At 71.0% G+C, this 16,886-nt stretch carries 14 protein-coding genes and 1 pseudogene; 3 read left to right on the top strand and 12 right to left on the bottom strand.

What is annotated here, in order from left to right:
• Nucleotides 1-5 precede the first annotated feature (5 nt).
• The 4 genes from ACI2K4_RS08455 to ACI2K4_RS08440 all read right to left on the bottom strand — a co-directional run bounded on the left by ACI2K4_RS08455 (nt 6) and on the right by ACI2K4_RS08440 (nt 2,399).
• Entirely contained in the window at nt 6-302 is a 297-nt protein-coding gene (locus ACI2K4_RS08455) for a DUF5522 domain-containing protein (RefSeq protein ID WP_404509753.1), read from the bottom strand.
• A gap of 110 nt (nt 303-412) precedes the next feature.
• Nucleotides 413-1,108: an ABC transporter permease gene (locus tag ACI2K4_RS08450; protein WP_404509752.1), complete on the bottom strand. Its 696-nt coding sequence runs from the start codon at nt 1,106-1,108 to the stop codon at nt 413-415.
• Nucleotides 1,105-2,043 carry an ATP-binding cassette domain-containing protein gene (locus ACI2K4_RS08445; protein ID WP_404509751.1) on the bottom strand — a complete coding sequence of 313 codons (939 nt, stop codon included), beginning with the start codon at nt 2,041-2,043 and terminating at the stop codon, nt 1,105-1,107. The genes ACI2K4_RS08450 and ACI2K4_RS08445 overlap by 4 nt, the downstream gene beginning before the upstream one ends.
• The gene (locus ACI2K4_RS08440) at nt 2,040-2,399 is read right to left on the bottom strand and encodes a GntR family transcriptional regulator (protein ID WP_404509750.1); all 360 of its coding nucleotides are present in this window, start codon (nt 2,397-2,399) and stop codon (nt 2,040-2,042) included. The genes ACI2K4_RS08445 and ACI2K4_RS08440 overlap by 4 nt, the downstream gene beginning before the upstream one ends.
• Nucleotides 2,400-2,620: 221 nt before the next feature.
• On the opposite strand from ACI2K4_RS08440, the gene ACI2K4_RS08435 reads away from it, so the two are divergent.
• Nucleotides 2,621-3,316 (top strand): MFS transporter, encoded by a 696-nt coding sequence (locus tag ACI2K4_RS08435; RefSeq protein ID WP_404509749.1) that lies wholly within the window; start codon nt 2,621-2,623, stop codon nt 3,314-3,316.
• A gap of 131 nt (nt 3,317-3,447) precedes the next feature.
• Here the strand turns inward: ACI2K4_RS08435 and ACI2K4_RS08430 are convergent, their stop codons facing one another.
• The 3 genes from ACI2K4_RS08430 to ACI2K4_RS08420 form a co-directional block, all read right to left on the bottom strand.
• Nucleotides 3,448-6,351 carry a vitamin B12-dependent ribonucleotide reductase gene (locus tag ACI2K4_RS08430; protein WP_404509748.1) on the bottom strand — a complete coding sequence of 968 codons (2,904 nt, stop codon included), beginning with the start codon at nt 6,349-6,351 and terminating at the stop codon, nt 3,448-3,450.
• Between the two features lie 65 nt (nt 6,352-6,416).
• Nucleotides 6,417-6,953 (bottom strand): transcriptional regulator NrdR, encoded by a 537-nt coding sequence (nrdR, locus tag ACI2K4_RS08425; protein WP_404509746.1) that lies wholly within the window; start codon nt 6,951-6,953, stop codon nt 6,417-6,419.
• Between the two features lie 322 nt (nt 6,954-7,275).
• A complete protein-coding gene (locus ACI2K4_RS08420; protein ID WP_404509745.1) occupies nt 7,276-7,584 on the bottom strand; it encodes a LysM peptidoglycan-binding domain-containing protein in 309 nt (102 codons plus the stop codon).
• A gap of 263 nt (nt 7,585-7,847) precedes the next feature.
• Here ACI2K4_RS08420 and lexA point away from each other — a divergent pair, with 263 nt between their 5' ends.
• Nucleotides 7,848-8,639 carry a transcriptional repressor LexA gene (gene lexA, locus ACI2K4_RS08415; protein ID WP_404509744.1) on the top strand — a complete coding sequence of 264 codons (792 nt, stop codon included), beginning with the start codon at nt 7,848-7,850 and terminating at the stop codon, nt 8,637-8,639.
• 110 nt (nt 8,640-8,749) lie between these two features.
• Here lexA and ACI2K4_RS08410 read toward each other — a convergent pair whose 3' ends face one another.
• Nucleotides 8,750-10,489, bottom strand: coding sequence for a hypothetical protein (locus ACI2K4_RS08410; RefSeq protein WP_404509743.1), 1,740 nt, complete (start codon nt 10,487-10,489; stop codon nt 8,750-8,752).
• Between the two features lie 82 nt (nt 10,490-10,571).
• A complete protein-coding gene (hflX, locus tag ACI2K4_RS08405) occupies nt 10,572-12,020 on the bottom strand; it encodes a GTPase HflX (protein ID WP_404509742.1) in 1,449 nt (482 codons plus the stop codon).
• Between the two features lie 221 nt (nt 12,021-12,241).
• Between hflX and ACI2K4_RS08400 the strand changes: the two genes are divergently transcribed.
• Nucleotides 12,242-13,729: an NAD-dependent malic enzyme gene (locus ACI2K4_RS08400; protein WP_404509741.1), complete on the top strand. Its 1,488-nt coding sequence runs from the start codon at nt 12,242-12,244 to the stop codon at nt 13,727-13,729.
• Nucleotides 13,730-13,878: 149 nt separating this feature from the next.
• On the opposite strand, the gene dapF is transcribed toward ACI2K4_RS08400, so the two are convergent.
• From dapF to ACI2K4_RS08385, 3 genes and pseudogenes are all read right to left on the bottom strand, one after another.
• A complete protein-coding gene (gene dapF, locus ACI2K4_RS08395) occupies nt 13,879-14,739 on the bottom strand; it encodes a diaminopimelate epimerase (RefSeq protein ID WP_404509740.1) in 861 nt (286 codons plus the stop codon).
• Between the two features lie 215 nt (nt 14,740-14,954).
• A pseudogene (gene miaA / locus ACI2K4_RS08390) lies at nt 14,955-15,860 on the bottom strand (tRNA (adenosine(37)-N6)-dimethylallyltransferase MiaA); the annotation flags it as partial.
• Nucleotides 15,857-16,687 (bottom strand): class III extradiol dioxygenase subunit B-like domain-containing protein, encoded by an 831-nt coding sequence (locus ACI2K4_RS08385; protein ID WP_404509739.1) that lies wholly within the window; start codon nt 16,685-16,687, stop codon nt 15,857-15,859. The pseudogene miaA and the gene ACI2K4_RS08385, both read right to left, overlap by 4 nt.
• Nucleotides 16,688-16,886 lie beyond the last annotated feature (199 nt).

Here is a 16,886-nt window from a genome sequence, read left to right as displayed (position 1 = left end):
AGACGCTACCGGTCCGGGCGGTCGATGGGAGCCGGGTCGGCGGCCGGCTCGTCGTCGACATACGGACAGTGCCGGCACCCCCGTCCGCAGCAGGTGCCACGCCGGGCCAGGAAGCCCGCGGTGAGCACGAACAGTCCGGTCGTTGGGTCCGGGTAACCGGCCTGGCCGGCGGCGAGGGCGGCCGAGTGCACGGCCAGGATCGCCTCCCGCCCGGGGTGGTCCGGGGCGAGCCGGGACCGGTGTGGCCGGTCCAGCGGCCGGGGTGCCAGCGGAAGCCGCCGCTCCCGCCCGCCGTCGCCCATCCCGCGAGGTTACGTCAGCGGCGTCGGCACTCCGCCGACGGCGAGGGGTTCGGCTCCCCCGAAAGAGCCGAACCCCTCGCGACCCGTGAGCCCTCTCCGGCCGGGCGAGGTCAGGCGGTGGCCCGACGGATGGTCAGCAGGCCGACGGTGGCGAGCGCGACCGCCAGCAGTGCCGGCCAGCCGGCGAAGAGGCTCAGCGGGGACTGGTCGGCGAACCACTGTCCCACCGCCGGCCACCACCGCTGCCAGGTGACCAGCACGCCGAGCAGGCCGAACAGGAAGAGCAGGGCGATGCTCACCAGGTAGAGGCCACCCATCCCCCACCGCTTGTGCACCAGCGCCGCACAGATCCCGAAATAGCCGAGCACGACAAAGGGCACCGTGTAGATCACGATCTGGGCGAGCGGGTTGTCGCTGTTCATGAAGGAGAGGCCGAAGAAGCGCATGGAGATGCCCCAGCCGTCGGTGGCTCGCTCGACCAGCTTGAGTAGGTAGATCAGCACCCCGAAGACCAGTGACTCGGCGACCACCAGCAGCGAGGTCGCGGCGTAGAAGGTCCGCCGGGTGAGGCTCAGCCCGAGCGAGAACGAGAAGAACTGGGTGATCGACTGGCCGGCGCTGACCATCAGCACGACGTAGATGCTGAGCAGTCCGCCGGTCTGCGGCCCGTCCGGGATGTCGTCCCCGATCGCGCTGAACAGGGCCAGGTTGATCAGGAAGCTGGAGCCCACGATGCCCCACGGCCAGCCGACCAGAGCTGGCCAGGTGATCAGTTGGATCCGGGTCGCGGTGAGCACGCGGCTCATCGGACGTCCCCCTTGTCTGCCGTACGGACGTTGCCCTTGCCCTGGTCACGGACATGATCGGCACCGTTGGCGGTGCTGGTGAGCCGAACCACCAGTTCCTGCAACGCGACCGGCGCCAGGTCCAGCCCGAGCGCGGCGGCCCGCTCCCGGTCGGCCGGCGCGAACGCGCCCCGGAGGGTGACCCGGACCAGGTTCCCCATCCGTTCGCGGTGCAGCTCCTCGGCGCGCGTGCCCAGCCGCTCCAGTGCGTCGAGCGAGCCGGAGACCGTCACCAGTTCGGTACGGAGCACGTCCGCGCTCTCGTCCAGCAGGATCCGTCCCTGGTCGATCAGCAGGACGTGCTCGATCAGGTTGCTGACCTCGTCGATGAGGTGGGTGGAGAGCACGATGGTGCGCGGGTGCTCGGCATAGTCGGTCAGCAGCCGGTCGTAGAAGATCTGACGGGCGGTGGCGTCCAGTCCCAGGTACGGCTCGTCGAAGAAGGTGAGCGGTGCCCGGGCGGCGAGTCCGATGATGACGCCGAGCGCGGAGAGCATGCCCCGGGAGAGCTTGCGCACCTGCCGGCGGGGCGGGAGCTGGAAGTCGTCGACCAGGGCCGAGGCGAAGTCCCCGTCCCAGTGCGGGAAGAGCAGGCTGGCCGCCTCCAGCGCGTGCCGTACCTGGAAGGGTTGCGGGTAGGTCTGGCTCTCCTTGATGAAGCAGAGCCCGGTCAGCACCCCGCTGTTCTCGTACGGGTGCTGCCCGAACACCGACAGCTCGCCGGAGCTGGCGAAGTTCTGTCCGGTGAGGATCTGCATCAGGGTGGTCTTGCCCGCGCCGTTTCGGCCGAGCAGGCCGTGGATCGTGTTCTCGGCCAGGGTGAAACTGACGTTGTCGAGCGCGGTCGTGTGACCGTAGCGCTTGGTGAGGCCGGTGACGGTGACAACCGGGTTCATCGCTCCCCCTCCCGGATGTCGATCATCGACTTCAGCTCCTCGGCGCCGATGCCGAGCTTGCGCGCCTCGGCGAGCAGGGGTCGGACGTACTGGTCGGCGAACTCTTCGCGGCGTCGCTCCCGCAGCTTCGCGCGGGCGCCGGTGGCGACGAACATCCCGATTCCTCGTTTCTTGTACAGCACACCGTCGTCGACAAGCTGGTTCACGCCCTTGGCCGCGGTCGCCGGGTTGATCCGGTGGAAGGCGGCCAGTTCGTTGGTCGAGGGGACCTGGGCTTCCTCGGCGAGCGTGCCGTCGATGATCGCGGTCGCCAGCAGCTCCGCGACCTGGAGGAAGATCGGCCGCCCCTCCTCCATCACCCGCGACCGCCCGGCACGATCCCGGTCCGGCCCGGCCGGTGCGGGTTTGCTGGTTCATTACTCATGTAACTAACCATCTAACCAACGGGGTCAACTGTCAAGGTGCTTCCGGGGTCTGGTCCGTCACTCGTCGGGAGGCCGACAGGGGCAAAAAATGCTTTCCCCGGCCGGACCTGGCGCCGATAGAGTGCCGACTCCCGCGCAGACAGGCGTCATCGGTGACACGACAGCTCACGTACGCCCCGGAGAACGGGGCCTGCACTCCCCCGTCGCTCTGGCGCAGCCGCGACTTCCTGCTGCTCTGGGGCGGTCAGACGGTCGGCGAGATGGGGACCAGGATCTCCGGCATCGCGGTGCCGGTGCTCGCCGCCGAGACCCTGCACGCGAGCGTGTTCGAGATCTCGCTGCTGACGCTCCTCGCCTGGCTGCCGTACCTGCTCTTCTCACTGCCGGCCGGCATCCTGGCCGACCGCGTCGACCAGCGCAGACTCATGATCGTCTGCGATCTGGGACGGTTCGCCCTGCTGGTGCCGGTGCCGCTTGTCGCCGTCGCCTGGGAGCTGACGCTCTGGTTCCTGTACGTCGTCGTCGGGCTCACCGGTGTGCTGACCGTCGGCTTCACCGTTGCCTACCGGAGCGCGTTCCCCCGCCTGGTGCGAGCCGACCAGTTGGTGGACGGCAACGCGAAGCTGGTGATGGGCCGGGACTTCGCCGAACTCCTCGGGCGGGTCAACGCGGCGTTCCTCCGGATCTGCTACGGGGTCATCCCGCTCGGCGCCCTCTTCGGCGGCACGCTCGGCAGCCACCTGGGCCTGCGTACGGCGCTGTGGATCTGCGTACTCGGCACCTGGAGCGCCGCCCTGTTCGTCCTCTTCTCACCACTGTGCGGGATGCGGGACCTGCCGGCGGGCTGACCGGCGAGTCGACCCTGGCAAGCACACCGTCCCCCGGACCTGGCGGGTCCGGGGGACGGTGTCATCGGTCAGTCCCGTGCCGTGCGGTCAGCCCCCGTCGCCGGGTCCGTCCGTACGGCCGCTTCTCGCGATCAGCTGCAACCCGAGGTCGAGCCGCAGCCCTCGCAGACGTAGCAGCTACCCGCCGGGCGCATCTTCGTGCCGCAGGTGAAGCAGAGCGGGGCGTCCGCCGCCTTGCCCAGCACCGCCTCCAGCAACTCGGTGGAGGAACCCACCCGTACGCCCAGCGGCTTGGCCGATGCCACCTCGGCGTCCACCGCCGTGACCGGGGCGGCGGGGGCAGCCACCGGCTCCGGCTTGACCTCGACCGGCGCCGCCACCGGAGCGGAGGAGGCCAATACGGTCAGCTCCATGTTGTTCTCCGCCTCCGCCTCGGCCCGCAGTTGGGCGGCCCGCTCGGTGGCGGTGAAGATGCCGAGTTCGGCCCGGCGCTCGTAGGGCAGGAAGTCCAGGGCCAGCCGACGGAAGATGTAGTCCATCACCGACGCCGCCATCCGGATGTCCGGGTCGTCGGTCATACCGGCCGGCTCGAACCGCATGTTGGTGAACTTGCTGACGTACGTGTCCAGCGGGACGCCGTACTGCAGGCCGATCGAGATGGCCACCGAGAAGGCGTCCATCACCCCGGCCAGGGTCGAGCCCTGCTTGGACATCTTCAGGAAGACCTCGCCCAGACCGTCGTCCGGGTACGAGGAGGCGGTCAGGTAGCCCTCCGCCCCGCCGACCGAGAAGGAGACCGTCTCGGACGGGCGCTTCTTCGGCAGCCGCTTGCGCACCGGGCGGTACTCGATGACCTTCTCGACCGCCTGCTCCGCCGCCGCCGCGACCTCGGCCGGAGCCGACTCGGTCGCCTTGGCCGGCTTGGCCACCGAGAGCGGCTGTCCGACCTTGCAGTTGTCCCGGTAGATCGCCAGCGCCTTCAGGCCGAGCTTCCAGCCCTCGAAGTAGATCTGCTCCACGTCGGCGACGGTGGCCGCCTCCGGCATGTTGACCGTCTTGCTGATCGCGCCGGAGATGAACGGCTGCACCGCCGCCATCATCCGTACGTGCCCCATCGGGGCGATCGAACGCTCGCCCATGGCGCAGTCGAAGACCGCGTAGTGCTCCGGCTTGAGGCCGGGGGCATCAACCACGTGCCCGTGGTCGGCGATGTGCTCGACGATCGCCTCGACCTGCTCCTCCGGGTAGCCGAGGCTGCGCAGGGCGCGCGGGACGGTCTGGTTGACGATCTGCATCGAGCCGCCGCCGACCAGCTTCTTGAACTTGACCAGCGCCAGGTCCGGCTCGACCCCGGTGGTGTCGCAGTCCATCATCAGGCCGATGGTGCCGGTCGGGGCGAGCACCGACGCCTGGGCGTTGCGCCAGCCGTTGCGCTCGCCGACCTTGTTCCCCTCGGTCCACTGCTTGGTCGCCTCGCGCACGATCGCGGTCGCCACCGCACCGGTGGGCTTGATCTCGTCGTTGGCGGCGGCGTGCTTGCGCATCACCCGCTTGTGCCCCTCGGCGTTACGGGCGTAGCCCTCGTACGCGCCGACCACGCCGGCCAGCTCCGCCGAGCGGCGGTACGCGGTGCCGGTCATCAGCGAGGTGATCGCCGCCGCGACCGAGCGCCCGGTCTCCGAGTCGTACGGGTGACCGGTCGCCATCAGCAGCGCGCCGAGGTTGGCGTAGCCGATGCCGAGCTGCCGGTAGGCACGGGTGGTCTCACCGATCTTCTCGGTCGGGAAGTCGGCGAAGCAGATCGAGATGTCCATCGCGGTGATCACGAACTCGACCGAGCGGACGAACTTCTCCACCTCGAAGCCACCGTCGGCGCGGAGGAACTTCATCAGGTTCAGCGAGGCCAGGTTGCACGAGGAGTTGTCCAGGTGCAGGTACTCCGAGCACGGGTTGGAGGCGGTGATCCGCCCGGTCTCCGGGCTGGTGTGCCAGTCGTTGATGGTGTCGTCGTACTGCAGGCCCGGGTCGGCGCACTCCCAGGCGGCCTGGGCGATGGTGCGGAAGAGCCCCTTGGCGTCCACCGTGTCGATCACCGCGCCGTCGAGCCGGCCGCGCAGGTCGAAGGTGCCACTCTCCTCGACCGCGCGCATGAACTCGTCGGTGACCCGGACCGAGTTGTTGGCGTTCTGGTACTGGACGCTGACGATGTCGGAGCCACCGAGGTCCATGTCGAACCCGGCGTCGCGCAGCGCACGGATCTTGTGCTCCTCGCGCGCCTTGGTGGTGACGAACTCCTCGATGTCCGGGTGGTCCACGTCGAGGATGACCATCTTGGCCGCCCGCCGGGTGGCGCCGCCGGACTTGATGGTGCCGGCGCTGGCGTCCGCGCCGCGCATGAAGCTGACCGGGCCGGAGGCGGTGCCGCCGCTGGAGAGCAGCTCGCGCGAGGAGCGGATCCGGGAGAGGTTGACCCCGGAGCCGGACCCACCCTTGAAGATCAGCCCCTCTTCCTTGTACCAGTCGAGGATCGAGTCCATCGAGTCGTCCACCGCCAGGATGAAGCAGGCGCTGACCTGCTGTGGCGAGGCGGTGCCGACGTTGAACCAGACCGGCGAGTTGAAGCTGAAGACCTGGTGCAGCAGCATCCAGGTCAGCTCGTGCTCGAAGATCTCGGCGTCGGTGTCGGTGGCGAAGTAACCATGCTGCTCCCCTGCGGCGCGGTAGGTCTTCACCACCCGGTCGATGAGCTGCTTGAGCGACCACTCACGCTCCGGGGTGCCGACCGCGCCCCGGAAGTACTTGGTGGTGACGATGTTGGCCGCGTTGACGCTCCAGGAGTCCGGGTACTCGACCCCCCGCTGCTCGAAGTTGATCGAGCCGTCCCGCCAGTTGGTCATCACGACGTCCCGGCGTTCCCAGGTCACCTCGTCGTAGGGGTGCACCCCCTCGGTGGTCCAGACCCGCTCCACCTTCAGCCCGGTCGTGGTGGTCGCCCGCGCCCGGCTCTTGTTCGCTGTCATGCCTTCCCCCGCCATCTCATCCGCCCCCTAACCGACACGGTCCGCCGCCGTGCCACCGAAATTCAAAAAATCGCAGAAAGTCAACTGGTACGGCCGCCGGCCGGCTCCGGCGTTGCCGGATCCGCCACCGGGGCCCGCTCCCCGGCGCCGTCCCGGGCCGCCGTTCGGGCGGCGGCGGCGGCGCGCAGGGCCTCGATCTCCCGTTCGAAGTCCCCCAGGGAGTCGAACGAGCGGTAGACGCTGGCGAAGCGGAGGTAGGCCACCTCGTCCAGCTCCCGCAGCGGCCCGAGGATGGCCAGTCCCACCTCGTGGCTCGGTATCTCGGCGGCGCCCTTGGCCCGGACGGTCTCCTCCACCCGCTGCGCGAGCAGCGCGATGCGGTCCTCGTCGACCGGGCGGCCCTGGCACGCCTTGCGCACCCCGCCGATGATCTTCGTACGGCTGAACGGCTCGGTCACCCCGCTCCGCTTGACCACCGCGAGCACGGCCTCCTCGACCGTGGTGAACCGCTTCCCACACTCGGGGCAGGCCCGCCGACGCCGGATCAACTGACCGTCATCGGCCTCACGTGAGTCGACGACCCGAGAGTCGGCGTGCCGGCAGTATGGACACCGCATGGCCGAGCTCCTTTCACCACCGCGAGGGGCGCCCGCCATCTTCCGGACACCCGAACAGCCGGCGGGAGCCACCCTACGGTGGCTGGCGCCGTGCTGTTGAGTGGGAAGCGGTGAGTAGTCGAACCCAACCTGTGGTCGACTTACACCCTTGTCACTACTACATCTAGGGGTCGACCGTATGCCGCGTAGCGGCCGGGGTCAAGTTGACGGGCGGGTGTCGCGCGTCGCCGTTATCTTCCCAACACCCGGGGTCGGCCAGCGGTTACCGGTCCCCGACGGACGGTCAGACGATCACCGCACAGAACCGTCCGATGACGGAGGGTCACTCTTCCCGGGGAAGGGTCAGCCGCTGGCCGGCGTGGATCGTGTAACCCTCGATCCCGTTGAGCCGGCGGATCTCGTCGATCATCCGGAACGGCTGTCGGCTGGGCCGGTGCCGCTCGGCAACCGACCAGAGCGTGTCCCCGGGCAACACCACGGCGGTCGGCGCCGGGCCGGGCGGGTCGGCCGCCCGCGACGAGGGCGCGAGGATCACCGCCAACCCGATCGCGACGAGCAGGTAGAAGCCGAGCAGCACGGCCCGACCTCGCCGGGTCAAACGGAGCCGGCCGCCCCGCGAGGGCCGAGACATCTCCGACGCACCCACGCTGACCTCCAAGATCGAACGCCAGTTCGATAGAACAGACGTACGATGGTGTATCAGAACAGGCGTACGGATGTCGAGCGCGCGGGCGCGACACGCCGACGCCACGTCGTACAGATGTTTGAAACTGTCTGATCTCACCTATACGGTCGTGAACAACCGAACCCGACCGGCGCCGCGCCGTCCCGGGCTCTCGGTCCCATGCGCACCACGTGCCACCCAGGCACCCCCGCCGAGCAGGGAGGACGGACGTGTCGACCGACGACCGGACCAACGGGCAGCACCATCCGCAGAAGGCCGTCGCCGATTCCGGCGCCACCGGGACCCGTCGGCGTGGCGCGGCCCGCACCCGCGCGTCCGAGCCGACCCTGCGGGCCGTCACGCCGGTGGTGAGCCACTTCCCCGATCTGGTGAGCGCCGACCTGACCGCCCGGCAACGGCGGATCCTCGAGTTCATCCGGGACTGGGTGGAGCGCTACGGCTACCCGCCGAGCGTCCGTGAGATCGGCGAGGCGGTCGGCCTGGTCTCCCCGTCCAGCGTCGCCTACCAGCTCAAGGAGTTGGAGCGGAAGGGCTTCCTGCGCCGCGACCCCAACCGCCCCCGCGCGGTTGACGTACGACCGCCGAGCGACCTGCTCGACGACGAGGCGGCCCGGGCACAACGTCCGGCGCCGGCCTACGTGCCGATGCTCGGCCGGATCGCGGCGGGTGGCCCGATCCTGGCCGAACAGGCGGTCGAGGACGTCTTCCCGCTCCCCCGCGAACTGGTCGGTGAGGGCGAGGTCTTCATGCTCAAGGTGAAGGGCGACTCGATGCTGGACGCGGCGATCTGCGACGGCGACTGGGTCGTCGTCCGGCAGCAGCCGACCGCCGACTCGGGCGAGATCGTCGCGGCCATGCTCGACGGCGAGGCGACGGTGAAGACCTACCGTCGGCGGGACGGGCACGTCTGGCTGATGCCGGCCAACTCGGCCTTCGACCCGATCCCCGGTGACAGCGCGTCGATCATGGGACGCGTGGTGGCCGTACTCCGTCGGATCTGAGTCTTCCCCGGCCGCCCCCGGCCCGGCTCCGCTGGAACCGGGCGAGGGTCCGGTGTCCGGCGGCGGTGGGTCAACCGAACCGTCGTTGACCCGCCGCCCCGCTCACGGTCTCAGCGACGCCCCTGCTCGGGGTAGCCCTGCTCCGGGTAACCCTGCTCCGGATAACCACGCTCGGGGTAACCGTTCGGTCCCGGTCGACCCTGTCCACCCGGGCCGCGCTGGGCGCGCTGCCCGCCCTGCTGCTGCCCGTACTGGCCGCCCCGGGGTTGGCCGTAGCCGTTCGGCGGCTGGCCGTTCTGGCGGTTGCCCCCCTGGCCACGAGGGTCACCAGCCGGCTGAGGGCCGCCACGTCCCCCGCCCCCGTAGACCGGGCCGGGAGCGGCACCGCCGGGACCGCCTCCGCCGTACACCGCGCCACCGCCACCGCCACCGCCGGGCGGCCGACCCTGGCCAGCGCCGCCCGCGGGCGGCCGACCGGGCCCGCCTCCGCCGTAGACCGCACCACCGGCCGGCTGGCCGCCGTAGACCCCGGCCGCCGGCCGGCGCGGAGCTTCGTACTCCCCGCCGGGGCGGTAACCACCACCGCCACCGGCGCCGGACGCCGGCTCGGTCCAGCCGGCACCCTGTCCGGCGCCGCCGTACGTCGTGCCCCGGGGTGGTGCGGCCGGCGACTCGAACGAGCCGTCCTCCCGAACCTGCCGGCCGTCCTGCGGCCCCTTCGGGTCGTCCTGCGGTGCCTGGAGATCCACCGGCTCGGCGGCGCGCCTGCGCCGGGAGCGGAGGATGCCCCAGATCCCGAGGCCGACCAGGAGCGCGCCGACCACCCCCACGGCGGCGATCAGGTACGTGATGTCCGTGAGGGTCAGGTCGGCGGTCCAGGACTTGCCGCTGTCGCCGTCGGCCCCCCCGTCCTCGTCACCGGCCGCGGCGGCGGCCTCGGCCACCTTGGTCGAGGGGACGTAACTCTGGATCACCACGTCGGTGTCGTCGGCGAGACTGCCCACGTCCGAGACGGTCACGAAGGACTTGCCGTCCGAGGTGTACGAGATCGCCTCGCCGAAGGCGTCGGCCAGCGGGGTGATCCGGGGCTTGCCACCGGTGAGCGCCTTGACGATGTCGCCGTCCGGTACGTCCCACTCGAAGGCGTCCGCGTACGTGCGCAGCACGATCTTGGAACCGTCCGGCGACCGGGCGGCACCGGTGACCATCAGCCGGCCGGTCGCGGTGAGCAGGTTCTCCGTGGTGCTCTTGGGCAGCCGGATCTCGCCCGCCAGCTCCATCGGCACGCCCTGGTCGTTGTCCTTCTGGAGCGGGGCCGTGGGGCGGTAGATCTCGCTCTTCTCGGTGCCGGTCTTGGTGACGATGTACGGGGTGCCGTCCGCCCCGATCAGCAGGGCCTCGGCGTCGTGCGGCTTGTTGCCCGGGTACGCCAGCCGGTGCGGGACCGGCTTGCCGGTCCCCTCGACAGCCAGGCTCCACAACACCACGCTGCGGCGACGGGTCTCGGCGTCGGCGTTGTCGCCGATGTCCGCGACCCAGAGCGTCTTGCCGTCGGCGGAGAGCGCCAGGTCCTCGGGGTCGGAGGCCCGGCGCCCGGGGTACGGCACCGTCTTCGTCACCTTGCACTTGCTGCTCAGGAAGAAGATCTGATCGTGGCTCTCGACGTCGGTGCTGTCGTTGATCACGACGTAACCGCTCTTGGTCGCGATCATGCCCGACAGCTCGTTGGTACGCGGGTCGTCGACGGTGCAGACCTTGGTCGGGGCGGCGAGCGCCGGGGCCGCCATAAGCCCCAGGCTCGCGCCGACCAGACCACCGACAACCACGACCGAGGAGAGGGCACGTCGCATCCGGCAAGTGTCGCACGTCGCAGAAGCACGCCGGGCGGCCCGTGATCCTTCGTCCCCGGACTGCCGTTCGGGCAGTTCCAAACTACTCCCCGGTCGCCCGGTAAGGGGCCAGTTCGGCGGCGAGTGCCTCGTCGACCCGAACGTGCAGCAGTGTCCCCTCGGCGAGGTGTGTGGTGCCCAGCACCTCGCCGCGCCGGTGGACCCGGGCGACCAGGTCACCCCGGGCGTACGGCAGGACCGCGCGCAGTTCGACCGCCGGCCGGGGCAGCCGCTGCTCGATGGTCGTCCGCAGCTCCTCGATGCCCCGCCCGGCGTGCGCGGAAACAAAGATCGCGTCCGGCCACTCCCGCTTGAGCCGGAGCAGCGTCTCCTCGTCGGCCGCGTCGGTCTTGTTCACCACCAGCAGCTCGGGCAGCTTGTCGGCGCCCACCTCGGCGAGCACCTCGCGGACCGCGCGGACCTGCTCCTCCGGGTCGGGATGTGCCCCGTCCACCACGTGCACGACCAGGTCGGCCTCGGCCACCTCCTCGAGGGTCGAGCGGAACGCCTCGACGATCTGGTGCGGCAGGTGCCGGACGAAGCCGACCGTGTCCGAGAGGGTGTACGCCCGACCGTCGGTGGCGTCCGCCCGGCGGGTGGTTGGGTCCAGGGTGGCGAAGAGCGCGTCCTCGACCAGCACGCCCGCCCCGGTGAGCCGGTTGAGGATGCTGGACTTGCCGGCGTTGGTGTAACCGGCGATCGCCACCGCCGGGACCGCGTTGCGGCCACGTCGGGCGCGCTTGGTCTGGCGTACCACCCGCATGCTCTTGATTTCCCGCCGGAGGCGGGAGATGCGGTGCCGGATCCGGCGTCGGTCGGTCTCGAGCTTCGTCTCACCCGGGCCACGGGTACCGACGCCACCACCGGCGCCACCACCTCGACCGCTACCGCCGGCCTGGCGGGACAGGCTCTCGCCCCATCCGCGCAGCCGGGGCAGCAGGTATTCGAGCTGGGCCAGCTCGACCTGGGCCTTACCTTCCTTGCTCTTCGCGTGCTGGGCGAAGATGTCCAGGATCAGCGCGGTCCGGTCGACCACCTTGACCTTGGTGCGCTGCTCCAGGTTGCGCAGTTGGGACGGCGAGAGCTCTCCGTCGCAGATCACCGTGTCCGCGCCGGAGGCGAGCACCTCGGCGGCGAGATCGTCGACCTTGCCCCGCCCGATGTACGTCGCCGGGTCCGGCCGGGTGCGGCGCTGGATCAGCCCTTCGAGAACCTCGGAACCGGCGGTCTCGGCGAGCGCCGCCAGCTCGGTCAGCGAGTTCTCCGCGTCGGTGACGGTGCCCTCGGTCCAGACCCCGACCAGGACCACCCGCTCCAACCTGAGTTGCCGGTACTCGACCTCGGTGACATCGGTGAGCTCGGTGGAGAGGCCGGCCACCCGGCGCAGTGCCTGGCGGTCCTCCCGCTCCAGCTCACCGGTGGTGACCTCGGCACCCAGCAGGGCGTCGAATTCCTGGTCGGTCAGCGGAGCGAAGCTTTCCTGATTTCGCAAGCGGATCTCCTGTCCGTATTGATCCCTGGACCTCAATCGTGACACGCTGCGCCGCCGATCGCACCGCCATAATCCGGCACCCCGCCCAATCGCCGCGTCCGGCACCGACGAGGGTCGTACAGCCCACCAGTGGGGGATGCGCCGCGAGCGCGTCGCGCGCAGCGGGTAAGAATGCGTTGCGGCGGCCGACCGGCCGTGCCCACCAACGACGGAGGGATCCCGTGACCACCACCCGCCTGCCGAGCGCCGGATTCTCGATAACGATCCGGATCGGCGTCACCGCTGACGCCTCGGCCATCGGCCGGCTCACCACCTGCGTCGGCGAAGCCGGCGCCATCGTCACCGCCCTGGACGTGGTCGACTCCGACCCGACCACGGTGATCGTGGACCTCACCTGCGACACCGCCGACGCCAACCACGCCGACCAGGTGGTCAAGTCACTGACCGCGCTGGAGGGGGTGGACGTCCGCAAGGTCTCGGACCGTACGTTCCTGCTGCACCTCGGCGGGAAGATCGAGGTCAGCCCGAAGGTTGCCCTGCGCAACCGGGACGAACTGTCGCGCGCGTACACCCCGGGCGTGGCCCGGGTCTGCCTCGCCATCGCGGAGAACCCGGCCGACGCCCGTCGGCTCACCATCAAGCGCAACACCGTCGCCGTGGTCACCGACGGGTCGGCCGTACTCGGCCTGGGCAACCTCGGGCCGGCCGCGTCGCTGCCGGTGATGGAGGGCAAGGCGGCACTGTTCAAGCGCTTCGGCGGGGTGGACGCCTGGCCGGTCGTGCTCGACACCCAGGACGTGGACGAGATCGTCTCGATCGTGCGGGCCATCGCCCCGGCGTACGGCGGGATCAACCTGGAGGACATCGCCGCCCCGCGCTGCTTCGAGGTCGAGGCGAAGCTGCGGGACCTGCTCGACATCCCGGTCTTCCACGACGACCAGCACGGGACCGCGATCGTCGTCCTGGCCGCGCTCACCAACGCCCTGCGCGTCGTGGGCAAGCGGCTCGCCGACGTCAAGGTGGTCGTCTCCGGGGCCGGGGCCGCCGGTACGGCGATCATGAAGCTGCTGCTGCGTCAGGGCGTCGGCGACATCATCGCGTACGACCGGGCGGGCGCCCTGCACCGTGGGCTGGCCGACACCAACCCGGCCTGGAAGTGGCTGGCCGAGAACACCAACAAGGAGAACTACAGCGGTGACCTGCCCGGGGCGATCCGGGGCGCCGACGTCTTCATCGGGGTGAGCGCGCCGAACCTGCTCACCGGCGACGACATCGCCGGCATGGCGAAGGACTCGATCGTCTTCGCGCTGGCCAACCCGGACCCGGAGGTCGACCCCCGGGAGGCGCGCAAGCACGCGGCCGTGGTCGCCACCGGCCGGTCCGACCAGCCGAACCAGATCAACAACGTGCTGGCCTTCCCCGGCGTGTTCCGAGGCATGCTCGACGCGCACGCCGAGGAGTTCACCGAGGAGATGGCCATCGCGGCGGCCCAGGCCATCGCGGACGTGGTCGGCGAGGACAAGATCAACCCGACGGTGATCGTGCCCAGCGTCTTCGACGCCCGGGTGGCCACCGCGGTCGCCGCGGCCGTACGCGCCGCCGCCCAGCACCCGTCACCGGCCCCGGCCGCCGACCCCGGCCCGGCGGATCTCCCCGAGATCGCCGCCAGCGCCGCCGCCCCCACCGCCCCACCCGCCACCACCAACTGACCCCCTCCCCCACCCCACCCCGACCACCCCGCCCGCTCGCCGAGCGCCGTTGATCATGAGGTTGTCGCAGCTCCCGGGCTCGGAATCCGCAGCAATTTCATGATCAACGGGGTGGGGTTGGGGTTGGGGGTTGGAGTGAGGTGTGCCGGTCAGGGCAGGGTGGTGCCCTGGGCCACCAGGAGGGCGGGGCCGGCCAGCCAGGCGCTGTCGCCGTCCAGGGTGATGGTGAGCCGACCACCGGGTACGTCCACCGCGACCACGCCCTCGGTCAGGTTCGCGTCACGGAGCGCCGCCGCTGCCACCGCCACGGCTCCCGAACCGCACGACAGGGTCTCCGCCGAACCCCGCTCGTAGACGCGCATGAGCATGTGCAGGTCGGCGCCAGCGACTGGCTCACCGGGCGTGACAAACTCGACGTTGACCCCGGCCGGGAAGACCGCCGGATCGGATCCGGGGGCCCGGGTCAGGTCGAGCGCGGAGAGCTCGACACCGGTCGGCAGTGAGCAGACCAGGTGCGGGTTGCCGCAGTCCACCACGCTTCCGTTCAGGGTCAGCCCGGGCAACACGGCGGTGCTGTCGCCGTACAGCCGGGGTGCGCCGAGGTCTGCGGCGATCTCCCCGTCCGCGACCACCAGGCGCCCGACGGCGGCCGGACCGACCACGGCCCGGACCACCCCGGACCGGGTGGCGATCGGCAGCCCGGCCTCCTCCGGCTCGGCCAGACCGGCACTGAGCAGGTAACGGGTGAAGACCCGCACCCCGTTGCCGCACATCTCGGCCAGCGAACCGTCGGCGTTCCAGTAGTCCATGAACCACTCGGCCTCGGCGGCGTACGCGGCGCCCTCCGGGTGTTTCGCGGCCCGGATCACCCGGAGTACGCCGTCCGCGCCGACCCCGCGCCGCCGGTCACAGAGCGCCGCGACGGTGGCCGGGGTGAGCGGAAGCTCGCCGTCCGGATCGGGAAGGATGACAAAGTCGTTGCCGGTGCCATGACCCTTGGTGAACTGCACCAACCCATCATTCCCGATCCGTCGCGGAATCATCCTCCGGGTCATCCGGCCGAACGGGTCCCGGGGGGCTCCGCCGCTGCGCGCGATCCGGCGGCACGTTCAGCGGCGGATTCGGCGGCGCGTTCGGCGGCACGTTCAGCGGCGGATTCGGCGGCGCGTTCGGCGGCACGTTCAGCGGCGCATTCGGCGGCGCGTTCGGCGGCGCGTTCGGCGGCACGTTCAGCGGCCCGGACGGCCGAGAGTCCGGCCTCCAGCAGGTCCGGGCGCTGCGCGTCCAGCCACTCGATGCGGGGGTCCCGGTGGAACCAGGTCCGCTGGCGCCGGACGAAGCGGCGAGTCTTGCGTACCGTTTCGGCACGCGCGTCCGCGTCCGTCAGCTCGCCGTCGAGCAGGCGCAGCACCTGCTGGTAACCGAGGGCCCGGCCCGCCGTACGGCCGTCCCGCAGGCCCCGCGCCTCCAGCGCGCGGACCTCGTCGACCAACCCGTCCGCCCACATCCGGTCGACCCGGGCGGCGACCCGCTCGTCCAGGCTGGCGGTGTCCCGGTCGACCCCGAGCTGCACGGATTCGTACCAGGGCTTCGGGTCCGGCAGGGCGGCGGTGAACGGCCCGCCGGTGAGCTCGATCACCTCCAGCGCGCGTACGATGCGCCGACCGTTGCCGGGCAGGATGCCGGCGGCGGCCGTCGGGTCGACCGCAAGCAACCGCTGGTAGAGCGGCGCCGGGCCGACCTCGGCCAGCTCGGCCTCCAGCCTGGCCCGCAGGGCCGGGTCGGTCCCGGGGAACTCGAACTCCTCCAGCACCGCCCGGACATAGAGCCCCGAGCCGCCGACCAGCAGCGGCACCCGGCCCCGGGCCAGGATGTCGTCGACCGCCCGCCGGGCCAGCCGCTGGTACTCGGCCACGCTCGCCGGCTCGGTGACGGCCCAGATGTCCAGCAGGTGGTGCGGCACCCCGGCCCGCTCGGCCACGGTCAGCTTGGCGGTGCCGATGTCCATCCCCCGGTAGAGCTGCATGGAGTCGGCGTTGACCACCTCGCCGCCGAGCGCCTCGGCCAGACCGATGCTCAGGTCCGACTTTCCGGCGGCGGTGGGCCCGACGACGGCGACCACGAGGCTCATTCGCCCTCCTCCCGCTCCCAGTTGGCGACGAAGTAGCCGACACCGTACGGTGCCGCAGAATAGGACAGATCGGCGGTCCAGGCCGTCCCGGTCGCCTGGGCCGCGCCGGCCAGCACCTGCCAGGCCGCCCGGCCGGCCACCCAGAGCCGCGCCGAGACCGAGGGGTCCAGGCCGAGCAGGGCGTCGACGTCCGCACCGGCCAGCGCCGAGGCCACCCTTTTGTCGTACGTGGCCGCGCGCGGGTCGTGGTAGCCCGGCGCCTTCTCACCCCGGCGGGCCGACCCGTCACCGAGTACCAGCAGCGCGATCCTGGGCCGGTGCTCGGATCGCCGCGCCCCGTACTCGGCACACTCGGCCGCGTCGTTGTCGGCGGACACGGCGTCCAGCAACACGGTCCGGCCGCCGAGGTCGTGCCGGCTGAGCAACCACCCGCCGACCAGCAGGCTAAGTGGGGTGATCCGGCTTCCCGCCCGGCGACCAGCGCCCGAGTCCGGGTTCGCCTCCTGCTTCGGCCCCTGCTCCTGCGTCGGCCCCTGCTTCGGCCCCTGCTTCGGCTTCGGGCTCTGGTCCGGGCTCTGGCTCGACGGGAGCGCGAACTCGGCCGCCACTCCCCACGGCGCGAAACCGCCGACGTACGGTGGGGAGAGTTGTTCGGTACGCGTCGCGCCCCCGACCACCAGCACCGCGTCCGACGGCACGGAGAGTAGCCTGGCTATCGCGGAATCCGCCGCGTCCCGCAGTTCGTCCAGTTCGGCGGCGGCCGAACCGGCGATCTCGGGCACGATCATCGGCGGGTGCGGACAGACGGCGGCGGCAACCAGAGACACGCCACCACCGTAGCCGGGTTCGGACCTTACACCCGCTTGCACACCGATCGGCCATGGTCAAGGACACCGTATGGTCACGGTCGACCACAGGCGCTCGACGCGGACCGGGTTGGACCTGTGACAATGCCGGGAGAAACTTCGCTGCAATATATGACTGCGCCGTGGCGGCGACCCCGGGGGACCTTTCTCTTCGGCGGCG

This window comes from Micromonospora sp. NPDC050397, assembly GCF_044901685.1.
GTDB lineage: Bacteria > Actinomycetota > Actinomycetes > Mycobacteriales > Micromonosporaceae > Micromonospora_G.
The sequence above is the reverse complement of the archived record's forward strand: the minus strand, read 5'-3'. Positions and strand labels throughout refer to the sequence as shown.

Coding starts and splice junctions, on each gene's coding strand:
- ACI2K4_RS08455 (WP_404509753.1), bottom strand. CDS start 302: ATGGGCGACGGCGGGCGGGAGCGGCGGCTTCCGCTGGCACCCCGGCCG.
- ACI2K4_RS08450 (WP_404509752.1), bottom strand. CDS start 1,108: ATGAGCCGCGTGCTCACCGCGACCCGGATCCAACTGATCACCTGGCCA.
- ACI2K4_RS08445 (WP_404509751.1), bottom strand. CDS start 2,043: ATGAACCCGGTTGTCACCGTCACCGGCCTCACCAAGCGCTACGGTCAC.
- ACI2K4_RS08440 (WP_404509750.1), bottom strand. CDS start 2,399: ATGGAGGAGGGGCGGCCGATCTTCCTCCAGGTCGCGGAGCTGCTGGCG.
- ACI2K4_RS08430 (WP_404509748.1), bottom strand. CDS start 6,351: ATGGCGGGGGAAGGCATGACAGCGAACAAGAGCCGGGCGCGGGCGACC.
- nrdR (WP_404509746.1), bottom strand. CDS start 6,953: ATGCGGTGTCCATACTGCCGGCACGCCGACTCTCGGGTCGTCGACTCA.
- ACI2K4_RS08420 (WP_404509745.1), bottom strand. CDS start 7,584: ATGTCTCGGCCCTCGCGGGGCGGCCGGCTCCGTTTGACCCGGCGAGGT.
- ACI2K4_RS08410 (WP_404509743.1), bottom strand. CDS start 10,489: ATGCGACGTGCCCTCTCCTCGGTCGTGGTTGTCGGTGGTCTGGTCGGC.